The 16784-nt window shown below is 74.0% G+C and carries 12 protein-coding genes; 5 read left to right on the top strand and 7 right to left on the bottom strand.

Annotated features, from left to right (window positions below; all coding sequences use genetic code 11):
* Nucleotides 1-326: 326 nt before the first annotated feature.
* From AB0L74_RS05430 to AB0L74_RS05415, 4 genes are all read right to left on the bottom strand, one after another.
* Nucleotides 327-1382, bottom strand: a complete 1056-nt coding sequence (locus AB0L74_RS05430) for a substrate-binding domain-containing protein (protein ID WP_365645822.1) — start codon at nucleotides 1380-1382, stop codon at nucleotides 327-329.
* 17 nt (nucleotides 1383-1399) lie between these two features.
* The gene (locus AB0L74_RS05425) at nucleotides 1400-2419 is read right to left on the bottom strand and encodes an ABC transporter permease (RefSeq protein WP_365645820.1); all 1020 of its coding nucleotides are present in this window, start codon (nucleotides 2417-2419) and stop codon (nucleotides 1400-1402) included.
* Complete coding sequence (locus AB0L74_RS05420; protein WP_365645818.1) at nucleotides 2416-3933, bottom strand: sugar ABC transporter ATP-binding protein; 1518 nt, start codon at nucleotides 3931-3933, stop codon at nucleotides 2416-2418. Before AB0L74_RS05420 ends, AB0L74_RS05425 begins: the two co-directional genes overlap by 4 nt.
* Nucleotides 3934-4104: 171 nt before the next feature.
* Complete coding sequence (locus AB0L74_RS05415; protein WP_365645816.1) at nucleotides 4105-5286, bottom strand: ROK family transcriptional regulator; 1182 nt, start codon at nucleotides 5284-5286, stop codon at nucleotides 4105-4107.
* A gap of 303 nt (nucleotides 5287-5589) precedes the next feature.
* Between AB0L74_RS05415 and AB0L74_RS05410 the strand changes: the two genes are divergently transcribed.
* Nucleotides 5590-6117, top strand: coding sequence for a DinB family protein (locus AB0L74_RS05410; protein WP_365645814.1), 528 nt, complete (start codon nucleotides 5590-5592; stop codon nucleotides 6115-6117).
* A 71-nt stretch (nucleotides 6118-6188) separates the two neighbouring features.
* Here the strand turns inward: AB0L74_RS05410 and AB0L74_RS05405 are convergent, their stop codons facing one another.
* Nucleotides 6189-6866 carry a GntR family transcriptional regulator gene (locus AB0L74_RS05405; protein ID WP_365645812.1) on the bottom strand — a complete coding sequence of 226 codons (678 nt, stop codon included), beginning with the start codon at nucleotides 6864-6866 and terminating at the stop codon, nucleotides 6189-6191.
* A 208-nt stretch (nucleotides 6867-7074) separates the two neighbouring features.
* Entirely contained in the window at nucleotides 7075-8022 is a 948-nt protein-coding gene (locus tag AB0L74_RS05400; protein ID WP_365645810.1) for a beta-ketoacyl-ACP synthase III, read from the bottom strand.
* Between the two features lie 333 nt (nucleotides 8023-8355).
* On the opposite strand from AB0L74_RS05400, the gene fdhD reads away from it, so the two are divergent.
* The gene (gene fdhD, locus AB0L74_RS05395; RefSeq protein ID WP_365645808.1) at nucleotides 8356-9204 is read left to right on the top strand and encodes a formate dehydrogenase accessory sulfurtransferase FdhD; all 849 of its coding nucleotides are present in this window, start codon (nucleotides 8356-8358) and stop codon (nucleotides 9202-9204) included.
* A gap of 311 nt (nucleotides 9205-9515) precedes the next feature.
* Nucleotides 9516-11417 carry an exo-alpha-sialidase gene (locus AB0L74_RS05390; protein WP_365645807.1) on the top strand — a complete coding sequence of 634 codons (1902 nt, stop codon included), beginning with the start codon at nucleotides 9516-9518 and terminating at the stop codon, nucleotides 11415-11417.
* Nucleotides 11418-11480: 63 nt separating this feature from the next.
* On the opposite strand, the gene AB0L74_RS05385 is transcribed toward AB0L74_RS05390, so the two are convergent.
* The gene (locus tag AB0L74_RS05385; RefSeq protein ID WP_365645805.1) at nucleotides 11481-12518 is read right to left on the bottom strand and encodes a bile acid:sodium symporter family protein; all 1038 of its coding nucleotides are present in this window, start codon (nucleotides 12516-12518) and stop codon (nucleotides 11481-11483) included.
* A 177-nt stretch (nucleotides 12519-12695) separates the two neighbouring features.
* Here AB0L74_RS05385 and AB0L74_RS05380 point away from each other — a divergent pair, with 177 nt between their 5' ends.
* Complete coding sequence (locus AB0L74_RS05380; protein ID WP_365645803.1) at nucleotides 12696-13667, top strand: LysR substrate-binding domain-containing protein; 972 nt, start codon at nucleotides 12696-12698, stop codon at nucleotides 13665-13667.
* 128 nt (nucleotides 13668-13795) lie between these two features.
* Complete coding sequence (locus AB0L74_RS05375; RefSeq protein WP_365645801.1) at nucleotides 13796-16057, top strand: alpha-N-acetylglucosaminidase; 2262 nt, start codon at nucleotides 13796-13798, stop codon at nucleotides 16055-16057.
* Nucleotides 16058-16784: the final 727 nt, after the last annotated feature.

Below are 16784 nucleotides of genomic sequence, written 5' to 3'. Positions count from 1 at the left end.
CCGGTGCGGCGACGGCCGCCGGGGCAGCGGCGCCCGCCGCCGAGGCGAAAGCCGCCCCCGTGCTGTGGCCCGTGGCCCCGGTCCCGGCGGCTGCTGCCTCCGCCTCGACCCCGTCGGGCTGCTGCGGCTGTCCCATGCGGATGTCCTCCTCGTGTCGTGGCGCGGTGGGGGGTGGGCCCGCCCGGTGCGGCCGCCCGGCGGACCCGGCCGGTGGGCACGCGGGTTCGCGCGTCCCACCGGCGGCGGGCCGCCGGCGGCGCCCTCCCGGCGGTCCCCTCCGGGCGGCCCCGCCCGATGGGCCGGTCAGGCCCGCGGGGCCGGGCTCCTCACTTGAAGCCGGTGGACATGTACTCGTCGACGTTCTCCTTGTCGACGACGGCCGAGTACAAGGTGATCGACGACGGGATCTCGTGCTCGGCCAGGCCGCTGACGCCCTTGCCCTGGCCGAGGGCGCGGGCGAGGTCGATCGCGGAGGCGGCCATGGTCGGCGGATACAGCACGGTCGCCTTCAGCACGCCGTCGTCCCGCTTGATGGCCTGGAAGGCGGAGAGCGCGCCCGCGCCGCCGACCATCAGGAAGTCATCGCGGCCGGCCTGCTCGATGGCGCGCAGGGCCCCGACGCCCTGGTCGTCGTCGTGGTTCCACAGCGCGTCGAACGCCGACTGCGCCTGGAGCAGCTGGGCCATCTTGGCCTGCCCGGACTCGACGGTGAAGTCCGCGGCCTGGCGGGCCACCTTCTTGATGTTGGGGTAGTTCTTCAGTGCGTCGTCGAAGCCCTGGGTGCGCTGCCGGGTCAGTTCGAGGTTGTCCAGACCGGCCAGTTCGACGACCCGGGCGTCCGGCTTGTCCTTCAGCTTCTCGCCGATGTAGTGGCCGGCGTTCAGGCCCATGCCGTAGTTGTCGCCGCCGACCCAGCAGCGGTAGGCCTGCGGGGTGTTGAAGACCCGGTCGAGGTTGACGACGGGGATGCCGGCCCGCATCGCCTTCAGCCCGACCTGGGTGAGCGCCTTGCCGTCGGCGGGCAGCACCACCAGGACGTCGACCTTCTTGTTGATGAGGGTCTCGATCTGCCCGATCTGCTGGGCGGTGTCGTTGGAGCCCTCGGTGACCTCCAGAGTGACGTCGGAGTACTTCCCGGCCCTCTTCTTGGCCTGGTCGTTGATGGCGTTGAGCCAGCCGTGGTCGGCGAGCGGGCCCGCGTAGCCGATGGTGACCGGCTTGCCGGGCTTGTCGTCGGCCGGCCGGGTGTCCGCGGCCGGCTCCCCGTCGCCGGGGTCGTCGGGCTCGTTGCTGGTGCAGCCGGTGAGGACGGCACCGGCGGAGACGGCGGCGGCCCCGAAGAGCAGTCCTCTGCGGCTGGTGAAAGGCGACGGCTCTGGCATGGCGGTGAACCCTTTCGTCAAGTCGTGCTCGCGGTACGGCGCTGGACCAGCACGGCGGCGACGATGATCGCGCCCTTGGCGATCTGCTGGACGTCGCTCTGCAAGTTGTTCAGGGCGAAGATGTTGGTGATCGTGGTGAAGATCAGGACGCCGAGCACGGAGCCGACGATGGTGCCGCGGCCTCCGCTCAGCAGGGTTCCGCCGATGATCGCGGCGGCGATGGCGTCGAGTTCGTAGAGGTTGCCGTTGGTGTTCTGGCCGGAGCCGGACAGGACGATCAGCAGGAAGGCGGCGATGCCGCAGCACAGCCCGGACAGCAGGTAGAGGTACAGCCGCTGGCGGCGTACGTCGATGCCGGCGAGCCGGGCCGCCTCCGCGTTGCCGCCGACCGCGACCGTGCGGCGGCCGAAGGTGGTGCGGTTGAGCAGCAGCCAGCCGGCGACGGTGACGACGGCGAAGACCAGCACCAGGGGCGGGACGCCGAGGACGTACGCGTCGCGTTCGCCGAGGTCGAGGACGCCCTCTACGGTGACGATCTGGGTCTTGCCGTCGGTGATCTGGAGGGCGAGACCGCGCGCCGAGGCGAACATGGCGAGTGTGGCGATGAACGGGACCATCGCTCCGTAGGCGACGAGCACACCGTTGACCAGGCCGCAGCCCACTCCGACGACGATCGCGGTGAAGAGGATGCCGCCGAAGCCGTACTCCTGGGTGGCCACCGTGGTCGCCCACACCGAGGCGAGCGCGACGATGGCGCCGACCGACAGGTCGATGCCGCCGGAGACGATGACGAAGGTCATGCCGACGGTGACGACACCGATCACGGACGCCTGGGTGAGGACGAGTTGCAGGTTGCGGGTGTCGAGGAACTCGTCGGGTCTGGTGATGCCGCCGATGAGGACCAGGACGGCGAGCACGCCGAGCAGGGACAGGGTGCGCAGGTCGGCCCGGCCCAGCGGGCCCCGCCGGGCGGGCGGGCCGTCCACCGCCGCCGCTTCGCCGGTGCCGCCCCGTGGCGGGGACACGTGCTGCGTCATGACGCCGGGGTTCCTTCCATCACGAGGTCGAGTACGCGGTGTTCGTCGAGTTCGCGGGCGGGCGCCTCGTGCACGACGCGGCCCTCGCGCAGCACCAGCACCCGGTCGGCGAGGCCGAGAACCTCGGGCACCTCGCTGGAGACCAGCAGCACGGCGAGGCCCTCGTCGGCCAGGCGCCGGATGACGGCGTACAGTTCGGCGCGCGCGCCCACGTCGACGCCGCGGGTGGGTTCGTCGAGCAGCAGCACCCGGCAGCCGCGCAGCAGCCAGCGGGCCAGGACGGCTTTTTGCTGGTTGCCGCCGGACAGGGTGCGCACCGGCACGGCAGGGTTGTCGGGCCTGAGCGACAGTTCGCGGGTGGCGGCCCGGGCGGCGCCCCGTTCGGCGCCCCGGTCGATCCAGCCGCCGCGCGAGAAGCGGGGCAGGGAGGAGACGGACACGTTGCGGGTGACGGACTCCAGCATCAGCAGGGCCTGGGCCTTGCGTTCCTCGGGGGCGAGTCCGAGTCCGGCGCGGACGGCCGCCCGTACGCTGCCGGGGCGCAGCGGCCGTCCGTCGACGAGCACCCGGCCGGCGGCGGGCCGGCGCGCGCCGTAGATCGTCTCCAGGATCTCCGAGCGGCCGGAGCCGACGAGTCCGGCGAGCCCGAGGATCTCCCCGGGGCGGACCTCCAGGTCGAGGGGGGCGAACTCGCCGTCGCGGGCCAGCCCCCGCACCTGGAGCACCGGGTCCCCGCCGGGCGCCGTCGCCGGCCGCTCGGGGAAGACGTACGCCACGTTCCGGCCCGTCATCAGCGAGACCACCTCGCTGGTCGGTGTGGTCTTCGCGGGCAGCCCGCCCGCGACGGCCCGGCCGTCCTTGAGCACGGTGACCCGGTCGCCGATGCGGCGGATCTCCTCCAGGCGGTGCGAGATGTAGACGACGGCGACGCCGTCGGCGGTGAGGTCGGCGACGATGCGGAAGAGGTTGTCGACCTCCTCCGGGTCGAGCGCGGCGGACGGCTCGTCCATCACGATCAGCCGGACGTCGTGGGAGAGTGCCCGGGCCATCGACACGATCTGCTGCTGCGCCGCCGGCAGTGCCCCGACCAGGCACGCCGGGTCGATCTCGGGGTGGCCGAGCCGTTTGAGCAGCGCGGCCGTCGAGGCGCGGGCCGCCTTGCCGCGGACGACGAACCCGGCGGTGGTCGGCTCGTGGCCGAGGTGGACGTTCTCGGCCACGGACAGGTGCTCCACCAGGTCGAGCTCCTGGTAGATGGTGGCGATGCCCAGGCGCGTGGCGGTGACCGGCGAGCGCAGCGTGACCTCCTCGCCGCGCCAGCGGATGGTGCCGGTGTCGGGCTGGTGCGCGCCGGCCAGGACCTTGATGAGAGTGGACTTCCCGGCGCCGTTCTGGCCGAGCAGGCAGTGCACCTCCCCGGCCTGGACGTCGAGGTCGACACCGTCGAGGGCCCGGACGCCGGGGAAGGACTTGGTGATGCCGGACATGCTGAGCAGCGGTGGTTCTGGTGCCATGTGAGGTCCCCTCGGCGGGCGTGGTGCGGGCCGGTGTCAGGACGGAGCGGAACAGGCAGAGCAGAGCGGGCGGGACAGAACGGAACGGAACAGCGGAGCAGAGGCAGGACAGGACAGGGCAGAGCGGGGAGTGCGGCGCGCTGTGCTGGTGACGCGGTGCTGCCGGGCCGGTTACGCGGGCGAGAACAGGTGATCGCTGATGAGGCGGGCTCCGCCGATGACTCCGGCGGTGGGGCCCAGCTCGCCGAGGACGATGGGCAGATTGCCGGTCGCCAGGGGCAGCGACTGGCGGTAGACCTGGGTGCGGATCGCGGCGAGCAGGGTGTGGCCGAGGCCGGTCACCCCGCCCCCGATCACCACCAGGCCCGGATTGAAGAAGCTGACCAGGCCGGCGATGACCTGACCGGTGCGGGTGCCGCCCTCCCGGATCAGGTCCAGGGCGGTGGCGTCGCCCGCGGCGGCCGCGGCGGCGACGTCGGCGGCGCTGAGGGCCCCGTTCCCCTCCAGCCGGGCGGCCAGCTCCGGGGAGAGTCCCTGCTGGGCGGCGTCCGTCGCGTCGCGGGCGAGCGCCGCGCCGCTGAAGTGGGCCTCCAGGCAGCCCCGGTTGCCGCAGGCGCAGGGGCGGCCGTCGGGCACCGCCTGGATGTGCCCGATGTCGCCCGCACTGCCCGTCGTACCGCGGTGGACGCCGCCGCCGACGACGATGCCGCAGCCGATGCCGGTGCCGATCTTGACGCAGAGGAAGTCGGCGACGGTGCGGGCGACGCCCGCGTGCTGCTCCCCCAGCGCCATGAGGTTCACGTCGTTGTCGACCATGACCGGGCAGCCGAGTTCCTGGCTGAGCGCCTCCCGCACGGGGAAGCCGTCCCAGCCCGGCATGATCGGCGGAGCCACCGGGACGCCCTCGGGGAAGCGGACGGGTCCGGGGACGCCGATGCCGGCGCCGTCGAAGCCCTCCGCGAGCCCCGAAGCCCTCAGCTTCGCGGCCATGGACAGTACTTGCTCGAAGACCGCGACCGGTCCCTCGCGGACGTCCATGGGCTGGTTGATGTGGCCGAGGATCTCCAGTTCGGCGTTGGTGACGGCGACGTCGACCGAGGTCGCGCCGATGTCGACGCCGAGGAAGCGCAGACCGGGGTTGAGCCGGATGTTGTGGGAGCGGCGCCCGCCGCGCGAGGCGGCGAGACCGTCGGCCACGACCAGCCCCGTCTCCAGCAGCCGGTCCACCTCCACGGCCAGCTTGGACCGCGAGAGGTCGACCTGATCGCCCAGCTGGGCACGGGAATTGGGTCCGCCGTCACGCAACAGCCTCAGCAGCCGGGCCTGGTGGGCGTTGGCGGGTCGCGCGGTCATGCGTCTCACGAGCCCCTCCCCGCCTCAATGGCCTGTGCGCACCGGTTTCCGGCCACCTCCCGTGGCCTGCTTTCGGAGGGGAACGTAGCAGCGGCTGCCGGTGGTGGGAAGAAGTCGCGCACGAATTGCCGTCAACTTTCGCCACTGAGTGGACAAAGGGCGGCGGGGTGCCACCCCGTCACGGGCGCGGCTCGGGGGCGAGGCCACGGGTGCGGCCCGGGGCGGGAGGCGCGGGTGCGCGGCGGGCCGTGGCCGGGGGAAATCCGCTTGGCGAACGCCGCGGCCGTGTGCCATCGTCGCGCGGTGTCGTCCTCACGATCGAAGCTGGTGACGTGGCAGTGGGACCTGACGTGGTCGCTCTTCGAGTACCACGCGGAACGCATGGAGGCGGCGGACTTCCTGTGGGAGCCGGCCCCGCTGTGCTGGACCATGCGGCGTCAGGCCGCGGGAGGGTGGGTGCCGGACTGGGCGGACACCGAGCCCGATCCCGTCCCGGTGCCCACCGTCGGCTGGCTGACCTGGCACATCGGCTGGTGGCTGAGCGTGGCCGCCGACCATGTGGCGGGCCGGACGCCGCGTGACCGCTCCGCGATCGTCTGGCCGGGTCCCGGCGACCCGGCCCTCGCCTGGCTGCGCGGCCTGCGCGAGGAGTGGTCCGGCGCGGTGGCGGGTCTCACCGAGGCGGACCTCGACCGCACCGCGCCCTTTCCCTGGGCCCACGATCCGGAGCACACCGTCGCCCACATGCTGGCCTGGGTGAACGCCGAACTGATGAAGAACGTGGCCGAGATCGGCCAGCTGCGCCTGCTGAGGGCCGCGTCCGCACGCTGAGGCCGCGGGGCCCGCCGAGCCGTGCCGGGCACGCCCGGTCCCGCGTACCGCTCAGCGTCCCCGGGTCCGCGTCAGGACCGCGCGCGCTCGTGGTACGAGCGCCGGGTGTGCTCCGTGTGCTCCCGCATCAGGTGCGTCGCGCGCCGCTCGTCCCGGTCGGCGATCGCCGCGATCAGCTCCCGGTGCTCGATCCAGGACTGCCGGCCGCGCTGCCGGGCGACGGGCGTGTAGTACCAGCGCACCCGGCGGTCGACCTGCCGCGCGAGTTCGGCGAGGACCGCGTTGCCGGCCAGTTCCATGATCTTGGCGTGGAAGCGGGCGTTCAGGGCCACGGCGCCGTCCACGTCGTCTGCGGCCACCGCCCGCTCGCCCTCGGCGCACAGCTCCTCCAGGCCGGCGACGCCCGCGTCGTCCGCGCCGGCGGCGGCGAGCCGGGCGGCCTCGGCCTCCAGCAGCGTACGGACCGTCAGCAGCTGGTCGGCCTCCTCCTCCGTGGGCTCGTGCACGAACGCCCCCTGGGCGGGCCGGAGGTCGATCCACCCCTCGGTGTTCAGCCGTTGCAGCGCCTCGCGGACGGGCTGGCGGGACACACCGAGGTGGCCGGCGAGTTCGCTCTCCACCAGATGCTGGCCGGGCCGCAGGGCGCGGGTGGTGATGAGTTCGAGCAGCGCTTCGTAGACGCGGTCCCGCAGCGGGCCGGGGCGTTCGAGCCTGGGTACCGCCCCCTGGGGCAGTCCTGTCGACAACATCGCGGTCCCCTCCTGGGCAGGGCCGTGCGCGGCAGCGACAGCCGACTGACAGTAAAGAAATCCTAAATTGTCGTTCGTCTACAGTCTACGGTCGCGCCGCGCCTGCCTCCGGCTGGCCGCGGGGGCCGGGAGGGCGCGCCACCGCCCGTCACGGGCACCCGGGGAGCCGGGACGGGTCCGTGGCGCCCGGCCGGCGTTCACCGCCCGCTCAGGGGCAGCGGACGACCTGTCCGGCGTACGACAGGTTGCCGCCGAAGCCGAAGAGCAGCACCGGGTCTCCGGAGGTGATCTCGCCCCGTTCGACCAGCTTGGACAGGGCGAGCGGGATGCTGGCCGCGGAGGTGTTGCCCGACTCGGTCACGTCCCGGGCGACGACGGCGTTGACCGCGCCGAGCTTGCGGGCGAGGGGCTCGACGATGCGCAGGTTCGCCTGGTGCAGCACGACCGCGGCGAGGTCCTCGGGCGCCAGTCCCGACAGCTCGCAGGCCCGGCGGGCCAGGGTCGGCAGCCGGGTGGTGGCCCAGCGGTAGACGGCCTGCCCCTCCTGGGCGAACCGCGGCGGCGTCCCCTCGATGCGCACGGCCCGGCCCATCTCCGGCACCGACCCCCACAGCACGGGGCCGATCCCGGGCTCCCGCCCGTCCGGGCAGGGTTCGACGACGGCGGCGCCCGCGCCGTCGCCGACGAGCACGCAGGTGCTGCGGTCGGTCCAGTCGGTCACGTCGGACATCTTGTCGGCGCCGATCACCAGGGCGCGGCGCGCGGCCCCCGCGCGGACGGCGTGGTCGGCGGTGGCCAGGGCGTGGGTGAATCCCGCGCAGACGACGTTGACGTCCAGCACGGCGGGCTGCGGCATGCCGAGCCGGGCCGCGACGCGGGCGGCGGTGTTCGGGGAACGGTCGACGGCGGTGGACGTGGCGACCAGCACGAGGTCCACGTCGGCGGGTGCCAGTCCGGCCGCGGCGAGCGCCTTCCCGGCGGCGTGCGCGGCCAGCTCGTCCACCGGCTCGTCGGGGCCCGCGATCCGGCGGGTGCGGATGCCCACCCGGCTGCGGATCCACGCGTCGCTGGTGTCGACCAGGCCCGCCAGCTCCTCGTTGGTGAGCACCCTGGCGGGCTGGTAATGGCCGACGGCGGCGATGCGCGAGCCGTTCATGGGCGAGTCCCCCTCGTTGCCTCGGTAGCGGGATTCATCAGTCTGATGAGTGACTCACGGGTAGGGCGGCAGGTGAACCGACAGGAATAGGACGCCCCGGTTGTCGGCTTCCGTCAGGCCCTCGGACGCCCGACCAATCCCCGCCCTCGGCGGGGCGCCCGGGACGCTTCCCGGCGGACCCGGACGACCGCGGGGTGCGCGTACCGCCAGGTGGGCTGCCGCCCCACCCCGCACGTGCGGGACAATGAGACCGGGCCGCTTCGGCTACCGGCACGTACGGAGCCGGGGATGCGCCGGACCGGCCCCGGCAGCGACAACGGGACTGATGGGGACATGGGACGAGTCACGGAACGACGCAAGGTGATCCGGATCCGGGACGGCGCGGTCACCAGCCGTCCGGACACGCTCGTCGCCGAGGAGCCCCTGGAGATCCGGCTGAACGGCAAACCGCTGGCGATCACCATGCGCACCCCCGGTGACGACTTCGCGCTGGCGGCGGGCTTCCTGGTCAGCGAGGGCGTGCTCGCCGAGCGGGAGGACCTGCGGAACATCGTGTACTGCGCGGGCGCGTCGGCCGACGGGACCAACACGTACAACGTGGTGGACGTGCAGACGGCCCCCGGCGTCGCGCTCCCCGACATCACCCTGGAGCGCAACGTCTACACCACCTCCTCCTGCGGCCTGTGCGGCAAGGCGAGCCTGGACGCCGTACGGACGTCGGCCCGCTGGCCCATCGCCGACACTCCCCCGCTGCGCGTCGGACCGGGGCTGCTCGCGTCCCTGCCCGACCGGCTGCGCTCCGCCCAGCGGGTCTTCGACCGCACCGGCGGCCTGCACGCGGCGGCCCTGTTCGCCGAGGACGGCGAACTGCTGGACATACGGGAGGACGTGGGGCGGCACAACGCGGTCGACAAGCTGGTCGGCCGCGCCCTGCAGAGCGGGGACCTGCCGCTGTCCCGGACGATCCTGCTGGTCTCGGGCCGGGCCTCGTTCGAGCTGGCGCAGAAGGCGGTGATGGCGGGGGTGCCGGTGCTCGCGGCGGTCTCGGCGCCGTCCTCCCTGGCGGTCGACCTGGCCGCCGAGACGGGACTGACGCTGGTGGGCTTCCTGCGGGGCAGTTCCATGAACGTGTACGCGGGCGAGGACCGCGTCGTCCTGCGGGCCGCGGCCGCCCAGGGCTGACGGTTCCAGCCCCTCCCCGCGGGGCCCCCTGTCTCTTCCCCGGCCCCTGCGGATCGGGCGCCGGAACCGGAGCCGGGAGCCCGCCCGCGTCCGGTCCGACCCGGCAGGCGCCGGCCGGCGCGCGGGGAAGGCCGTCCTCGCGCCCTGAGCGCCACGCGGACGACACGCGCGCGGTCTTCTTTGGGGGACGCGCCGGCCCGGTCTAACGTCGGTCGGGCGCGCGTCGGACGCGGGACGTCCTGATGTCCGGACGACGATGCCTCGACCCACCCCCGGTCCCTCGACCAGCACCCCGAAGGGCAGGCCGCTCCGTGCCGGCACGACCGCGTATCCGTCCGCGTACCCGTCCGCGTACCCGTCTCGGGGCCACCCTCACCGCCCTGCTCGCCCTCGCCGCGACCGCCGCCTCCCCCGCCGAGTCCGGCGCCGTACTCGGTACCCGGGCACCGCTGTTCGAGGAACAGGTCCTCTTCAAGGCCGGCCGGGAACCGGGTTACGCCTGTTTCCGCATCCCGGCGATCGCGCGGACGACCGCCGGCACGCTCCTCGCCTTCGCCGAGGGCCGGGTCCTCGACTGCGGGGACGCGGGCGACATCGACATCGTCCTGCGACGCTCCACCGACGGCGGCCGGACCTGGGGCCCGCTGGAGGTGGTCAACGACGGCGGCGGCGACACCCACGGCAACCCGGTCCCGCTCGTGGACCGGGACACCGGCCGCGTCCTGCTCGCCGAGACGTACAACACCGGACGGACCGACACGGCCGGCTGCCCGGCGCCCTGCGACCGCCGGCCCCGTCTCCAGTACAGCGACGACGACGGCCGCACCTGGTCGGCGCCGCGCGACCTGAGCGGCGAGATCCTCCCCGCCCACTGGAACTCCTGGTACGCCACCGGCCCCGTGCACGGCGTCCAGCTCGCGCGCGGCGCGCACGCGGGGCGGCTGGTCTTCGGCGTCAACGCCGAGACCTGGGACGGCGGCCGGGTCACCGCCAACCACGCGGCGCTGGTCGTCAGCGACGACGGAGGGGAGACCTGGCGGATCGGCGCCACCGACAGCTGGCCGGTCCCCGCCGGCGGGCCCTTCCGGCAGAAGCCGTCCGAGCTGACCCTCGCCGAGCGGGCCGACGGCACCCTCCTGGTCAGCGGCCGGGAACAGGACGGCACCGACCTCGGCCACCGCACCCAGACGGTCAGCCGGGACGGCGGCGACACGTTCGCCGCGCCCTTCCGGGCCCTGCCCGGCTTCTACACCCCCCAGGTGCAGGGTGCCCTGCTCCGCCTGGGCGACCGCCTGCTGCTGTCCGCCCCGGCCGACCCCGACCGCCGCCGCACGATGATGGTCCGCTCCTCCTACGACGGCGGCGCCACCTGGGAGAGCGTGGACCGGGGCACCGTCGTGACCCGGGACTGGTCCGGCTACTCCGACATGGTGCCCATCGACGACGAGGGCACCGTGGGGCTGCTGTACGAGGGCGGGGCCGTCGACGCCCGCGACGAGATCCGCTTCGCCCGCTTCACCGAGGACTGGCTGACCCCGCGCCGCGGCCCGGACCCGGTCACCCCGGACCTCGCGCCGGGCGCCCCGCCCGCGGCGGTCCTCGGCGGTGCCGCGGTCACGGACGGCGCGATCGGCGGCGCACTCGCCTTCGACGGCACCGACGACGCCGTACGCCTGCCGTACCGCGCCGCACTGCCCCTGGGCGCGAAGGACTTCACCGCGTCGCTGTGGTTCCGGTACACCGCGACCCGGGGAGAGCAGCCGCTGCTGTGGATGGGCGGGACCGGCACCGCCCAGCCCCAGGTGTGGCTGCGGGCCGAGCCCGCCCACGACCGCGTCCAGGGCCTGATCACCGCCCGCGACGGCCTGGCCGCCCCGCGGTCGGCGTACGTACGGGCCGCGGGCGCGCGCGACGACGGCCGCTGGCACCATCTGGTGCTGCGTCGCGGCGAGGGACGGCTGACCCTGTTCGCCGACGGCACGGCGCTCGGCACGGCGGCGGACGTACCCGGCTCGGTCAGCCGGAACGCGCCGTTCGGCGTGCACATCGGCCAGCGCGTGGACGGCCGGGCCTTCTTCACCGGGGCGATCGACGACGTGCGGGTCTGGGACCGGGCGCTGACCGACGGGGAGATCGCCGGGCTGGGCACGGCCGGGGCGCCGCCGGGCACCGTCCTGTCGCTGCCGCTGGACACGGTGCGCCCCGGCGGCTGACGTCCCGGTGTCCGCCGGCCCGGTGGCTGACCTCCCCGTGCCCGGGCGGCCCGGCGGCGCGGCTCAGCCGGACCGCGACCCGGTGCCGACGGCCGTACGCGGCCCCTTCGGGTTCCGCGCGGTGTGCTCCTCGTCGCCGTCGCGCGCCCGGCGCTTGGCGATCACCGCGCACACCATCAGCTGCATCTGGTGGAAGAGCATCAGCGGCAGCACCGCCAGCGAGGCGTGCGCGCCGAACAGGACGCTCGCCATGGGCAGACCGGCGGCGAGGGACTTCTTCGAGCCCGCGAACTGGATCGCTATGCGGTCCTCCCGCCCGAAGCCGAGCGCCCGGGCGCCGTACCAGGTCAGGGCGAGCATCACGGCGAGGAGGACGACCTCCACGGCCAGCAGCCCGGCCAGCCGGACCGGGCTCACCTGGTGCCAGACGCCCTGGACCACGCCCTCGCTGAACGCGGTGTAGACGACGAGCAGGATCGACCCGCGGTCGACGAGGCCGAGCCCCTTCTTGTGCCGGGTGACGAAGCCGCCGATCCAGCGCCGCAGCAGCTGGCCCGCGAGGAACGGCACCAGCAGCTGGAGGACGATCTCCAGCAGCGAGTCGGCGGAGAACCCGCCCCCGGCGCCGCCGAGCAGGGCGGCGGCCAGCAGCGGTGTGACGACGATGCCGGCCAGGGAGGAGAAGGAACCCGCGCAGATGGCGGCGGGCACGTTGCCGCGGGCGATGGAGGTGAAGGCGATCGAGGACTGGATGGTCGACGGGACCAGGGTGAGGAAGAGCAGGCCCTGGTAGAGGGGGTGCGTCAGGAAGACCGGGACCAGGCCGCGCGCCGCCAGCCCCAGCAGCGGGAAGACGACGAAGGTGCAGGCCAGCACGGTGACATGGAGCCGCCAGTGGCGCAGGCCGTCCAGCGCCTCGCGGGTGGAGAGCCGGGCCCCGTACAGGAAGAACAGGAACGCGATCGCCGCCGTGGAGACGCCGGAGACGGCGTCCGCCGCCGTGCCGCGCGCCGGCAGCAGCGCCGCGAGGCCCACCGTCCCGAGCAGCAGCACGATGTACGGGTCGACCGGTATCCAACGGGGCCATCGCAGGCGTTTCACGGTGCTCCACTTGCTCGCTGTCGGTTCTCGCCCCCGGCAGGACGGGAGGCGGCACGGGGGACGGCTCGGGGACACGGGTCCCCCCTTTCATCGTGCTCCTCCCCCCGGCGATCGGGAATCCCGCACACCGCTCTGACTGTCATCACGAACCGCGATGACAGGCGCTAACGTGGCCGTATGTACGACCCGTCCCACCTGCGCACCTTCCTGTCGGTGGCCCAGACCCTGAGCTTCACCCAGGCCGCCCGCCGGCTCGGGCTGCGCCAGTCGACCGTCAGCCAGCACGTACGGCGCCTGGAGGACGCCACCGGGCGGCAGCTGTTCACCCGCGACACCCACTCGGTCGAGCTGACGGAGGACGGTGAGGCGATGCTGGGCTTCGCGCGCCGGATCCTGGAGGTGCACGAGCAGGCGACGGCGTTCTTCACCGGCCCCCGGCTGCGCGGCCGGCTGCGGTTCGGGGCGTCGGAGGACTTCGTGCTGACCCGGCTGCCGGAGATCCTGGAGGGCTTCCGGCACGACCACCCCGAGGTCGAGCTGGAGCTGACGGTGGAGCTGTCCGGGATCCTGCACGAGCGGCTGGCCGCCGGGAAGCTGGATCTGGTGCTGGCCAAGCGGCGGGCCGAGGACCCGCGGGGCGAACTGGTCTGGCGCGACCGCCTGGTGTGGATCGGCGCGGAGCGGCTCCGCCTCGACCCCGACCGTCCCGTCCCGCTGATCGTCTACCCGCCGCCCGGCATCACCCGGGCGCTCGCCCTGGAGGCGTTGCAGCGGCACGGCCGCGCCTGGCGGGTGGCGTGCACCAGCGGCAGCCTCAACGGGCTGATCGCGGCGGCCCGGGCGGGACTCGGTGTGATGGCGCACTCCCGCGGGCTCGTTCCGCCCGGTCTGGTCCGGGTGCCGATGGGAAGGTCGGGCCTGCCGGAACTCGGCGCGGTCGACTTCGTCCTCCTCCACGGCCGCCACCGCCCCGCCGCCCAGAGCGCGGCGGACGCCCTGGCCACGGCCATCCTGACGGGCGGGCTGCCGAGGCCGCAGGGTACGGCCTCGGCGGTCGTGGCGGGAGGGCCGTGGCCCGCGCCCGGGCGGACCGGGCGTCCGCGCCCCGCGGAGGCCGGGAGCGGTCCGCGGACCGGTCCGCCGGGGTGACCCCCCGGGGCGCCCCTGGTGGGGTTCCGGCCGTCCTCCCGGCGCGGCGGGCCGGGCGCTCTTGACGGGCGAACGCGCAGCCCCCATGTTGGCGAGCACCCCGTCAACTGAATACCTCGAGGTGACCCGTGAGAAGCCTCAGATCCCGCGCCGCCCTGTGCGCGGCCACCGCCCTCGCCCTTCTCACCACGGTCCTGGGCCCCGTCTCCTCCTCCGCGGCGGCCGCTCCGCCGGGCAGGCCGGCCTTCGCCGTCCAGCCCGCCAGAGCGGCACTCGCCCGGCTGCTGCCCCGCCATGTCTCGCAGTTCCGCCTCGTCCCGGTGAGCCGCCCGGCCTCCGGCGACTACTTCACCGTCTCCGGCCGCACCGGCCGGGTACGCGTCGCGGGCACCAGCCCCGCCGTGATCCTCAGCGGCGTCAACTGGTATCTGAAGTACACGGCGAAGGTGGACATCGGCTGGCCCGGGCGGAGCACGGCGAAGCTGCCCCGCACCCTGCCCGCCCCCGCCGTCCCCGTCCGCGAGGACGCGTCGGTGCCGCACCGTTTCGCGCTCAACGACACCGACGACGGCTACTCCGGCGCCTACCGCGACTGGGCCTCCTACGAGCGGCAGATCGACCTCCTCGCCCTGCACGGCGTCAACGAGGTGTTCGTGCAGATGGGCGCCGACGCCGTCTACTACGAGACGCTCCAGGAGTTCGGCTACTCCGAGGAGGAGCTCAGGGCCTGGATCCCCGGCCCGGCGCACCAGCCGTGGTGGCTGATGCAGAACATGTCCGGCTTCGGCGGTCCCGTCACCGAGCGGCTCCTGAAGGACCGCGCGGCCCTCGGCCGCAAGATCGCCGACCGGCTGCGCCGGCTGGGGATGACCCCGGTCCTGCCCGGCTACTACGGCACCGTGCCCCCGGAGTTCACGGAGAAGAACCCCACCGGGCCGGTCGTCCCGCAAGGGAGCTGGGTCGGCTTCGAGCGGCCCGACTGGCTCGACCCGCGCAGCGAGATGTTCCCCAAGGTCGCCGCGTCCTTCTACCGCCATCAGCGGAAGCTGTTCGGCGACTCCTCGATGTACAAGATGGACCTGCTGCACGAGGGCGGCCGGCCCGGGAACGTGCCCGTCGCGGACGCCGCCAGGGCCGTGATGGACGCGCTGCAGACCGCGCGCCCCGGTGCCGTCTGGACGCTCATCGGCTGGCAGAAGAACCCCTCGACGCAGATCATCGACGCCGTCGACAAGAGCAAGCTGTTCATCGTCGACGGCCTGTCGGACCGGTACGACGGCCTCGACCGGGAAGCCGCCTGGCACGGCGCGCCGTACGCGTTCGGCACCATCCCGAACTTCGGCGGGCACACCACCCTCGGCGCCAACACCTCGGTGTGGACGGAACGCTTCGAGCAGTGGCGCACCAAGCCCGGCAGCGCCCTGGCGGGCATCGCCTATCTGCCGGAAGGCACCGGCGGCAACCCCGTCGCCTACGAGCTGTTCACCGAACTGGCCTGGCGCACGGGCCCGATGGACCACCAGGCGTGGTTCGCCCGGTACGCCGAGCGCCGCTACGGCGGTGCCGACCCGCACGCCGCCAGGGCGTGGGAACTGCTGCGCACCGGCCCGTACAGCATGCCGTCCGGCACCTGGAGCGAGGCACAGGACAGCCTCTTCACCGCCCGGCCCCGGCTGACGGCCACCAAGGCGGCGAGCTGGAGTCCCGGCGCCCTGCGCTACGACCCGGCCACCGTGCACCAGGCGCTGGCCGAGCTCCTGAAGGTCGCGCCGGCCCTGCGCTCCACCGACGCCTACCGCTTCGACCTGGTCGACGTCGCCCGGCAGGCCCTGGCCAACCGCAGCCGGTCCCTGCTGCCGCAGATCAAGGACGCCTACGACGCCCGGGACCTGCCCCGCTTCCGCGAACGGGCCGCCGAATGGATGCGCGACCTCGCCCTGCTGGACGACCTGCTCGCCACCGACACCCGGTTCCTTCTCGGCCCCTGGCTGGAGGACGCCCGGTCCTGGGGCGCCACGGAGGCGGAACGGGCCGCCGCCGAGTTCGACGCCCGCTCCCTCCTCACCACCTGGGGCCACCGCTCCGGCAGCGACACGGGCGGCCTGCGGGACTACGCCAACCGCGAGTGGTCCGGCCTGGTCTCCAGCTTCTACGCGATGCGCTGGGGCACGTATCTCGACTCCCTCGACACCGCGCTGTCCACCGGCCGGGCGCCGGCCGCCATCGACTGGTTCACGCTGGAGAACGCCTGGAACCTGCGGCGCGACCGCTTCCCGGTGAAGGCTTCGGGCGACCCCGTGGCACAGGCCGCCGAGGTCCTCGCCACGGTCCCCGCGCCCGCCCCGGCGCGACCGGTCGGGGCCGGGAGCGAGGGTCTGTCGTCACGGTGATCCCGGCTTGCGGCCACGGTGTCCTGACACCCCGATCATTCGCAGGTGGCGGGCAGGGTGATGCGGCGTTCGGAGCTGGTGGTCTTCGTCGGCAGGATGGTCGGGCCGCAATCGCTGGCGGCTCGACCACGGCGCCGCCCCCCCCCAAGGCGCGGAGCTCACCGCCGATCCCCTCGGCACGGACGTACGGACCGCGCGGCAGGCACTCAACCTGCTGATCACCGAGCGGAAGGCCGCTCGTGTCCGCCGCGGGGTCGCCTCCAGCGATGGCGGAATGAGGGGCGAGGAAGTCACCGTCATCGGCCCGGGGTCAGGAGAGGGAGTCACTGGAGCCCTGGAGGTTTTCACGGTTCCAGCTCCGAGGAGATGCAGACCCGCGTCCGTATGGACGTGCTCGCCGACGCGGAGCCGTGCGCGGCCGGTGCGCGGGCCCGGCCGCTACGGCGCCGCCCCGCTAACCCCGGACCCGGCCCCTGGCCGCGCAGAACGGCACCCGGAACAGCCGGTCGACCGCAGGATCCCCGGACGCGCCAGCACTCGGCCGCCCGGGTCAGCCATGCGTGAGCCTTCCCCCACAGCCGGCGCGCCTACGTCGCCAACAGGGGCGACGGGACCGTATCGGCGGTCGGCCTTCCCGCCGGTTAGCCGCAGGGTGCTCCCGGCCGGGCCGGCGCTCCCGGCGAGGCCGCGGTGCCCGGTCCGCCGAACATCACGTGCGACACGTTGA

This window comes from Streptomyces sp. NPDC052020, from assembly GCF_040680575.1.
Lineage (GTDB): Bacteria > Actinomycetota > Actinomycetes > Streptomycetales > Streptomycetaceae > Streptomyces.
Note: the sequence above shows the minus strand (reverse complement) of the source record. Positions and strands in the feature narration are given on the sequence as shown.